This is a genomic window from Frankia sp. CcWB3 (genome assembly GCF_977927595.1).
Genome location: NZ_CDWRCK010000016.1, coordinates 1 through 1,506, shown reverse-complemented (window position 1 = coordinate 1,506; position 1,506 = coordinate 1). Strand labels below are relative to the sequence as shown.

The window sequence follows — 1,506 nt, the reverse complement described above, 5'->3', positions numbered from 1 at the left end:
ACACATAGGAGTCGAAATGAAATAACTTGCGCGTTTCGAACCCTCCACAGGCCTGTGACCTGCGATGATGCTCTCGATCACGTATTTGTTACTTCATTACGTCCCCATAATGGCTGAGAACAAGGACCGGGGACCCCGAGTGGAAAATGCGTGATTATGGCGCCGACGAGTCCGGGACCGAACCGCAGTCCCTTCCAGGCCTACTATCGGCACTCGGCGGATCTCGGGATTTTTAACGTCCTGCTCGATCTGGCATCTTTTGAGTATGCCCGTATCCACATTGTTGTGCAATGTGGACTAGAGAAAAGACTAGATGAAAATGGGCAGTGGTATTGTAATCGGATTGATGATCCAGTCGCCTGTGTCGGGCGAACTTGTCCTTCCGGTGGAGAAGCTGCTGGGAGCGGGTCCGGTACTTGGGCTCCCGGGGTTGCCACTCGGTGGGGACGTCGACGTCGGAGCGCCCACCCCGGTCGGTGTCGTCGAGGGTGGGGTGCTCGGTGGTGCCGTCGGCGGTCGGCTGGCTGACGATGGAGTCGTGGTCGGCGGCTGTGTAGGAGTCGTGGTCGGTGGCCCCGTCGTCGGCGTGCGTGGCGCCGGGGCGGTGGACGGCGAGGACGGAGGCGGTGCCGCAGGCGCCTTGACAAAAGCAGGGTCGGGACGGTGAGCGGCGGAGGGCGAGGGCTTGCTGACCTGCCGCGCGATGGGCTCCATGAGGCGTGGTTCCAAGCCCCCGGGCGACGCAGCCCGGCTGGTGAACGCTCCGGCGACCGTCGGGACGACTGTCGAGGACGTCGCGGCCGCATTGCTGGGTGCGGCCGCAGGCACGGGCGGACGTACCGCGTCCGGGGTCGGCGCCTGCGTCACCTGCCCCTGCGTGATATTCGGCCTGTCCTCCGACAGCAGCTGGGCATCGGAGGTGGGCCAGTTCATGGCCGCCGTGAGGCCGGCGACGGCAATGGCCGTCACCGCGGCGACTGCCACCGCCGACCGCCTGCGCCATCCCGCGGTGCCGCGGCCAGTATGAGTCTGTGGTGCGTCGGTGAGGTCATTGTCGGAGTCCATGCGCATGAGCGGGAGTAGACGCGTGGGGTGCGTGGTGGCGGCGATGATGGTTTTCTCGGCATCGGCGTACCTGTCACCGCTGGGTGGAGCAGTCGGTACCTTGACGAGATTGACCTTCGGTGTCTCCTTGGTGGTCTCGCCGACTTCGCTCTTAGTATCGGTATCGGTATCGGCCGCGGCGGCCGCAGCCCGCCGACTGGCGGCTGAGGCTGCGGCTACAGCCGCGACAGCGGCGCGATCGAAGGTGCGCGCGAGGCCGACCCGCAGACTCGCCGGCGCCGGAACCACGGCACCGGTGAGGAGCTCTTCGGGCGAGACTCCATGGGGTACCGGGATGCTGCGCGCCTGGGGCGATCCCGACCAGGCCAGATCGCTTCCTCGAGCAAGCTCGAGTAGCCAGGACCGCAGCCGGGTGGGATCGCTCAGGGGATTTAGGGCCTG

At 65.8% G+C, this 1,506-nt stretch carries 1 protein-coding gene; it reads left to right on the top strand.

Translation table 11 applies throughout. From position 1 onward, the window contains the following. Positions 1-361 precede the first annotated feature (361 nt). On the top strand, positions 362-667 hold the full coding sequence (locus tag ACY5KJ_RS02675; RefSeq protein WP_462202724.1) for a hypothetical protein: 306 nt from the start codon (positions 362-364) through the stop codon (positions 665-667). Positions 668-1,506: the final 839 nt, after the last annotated feature.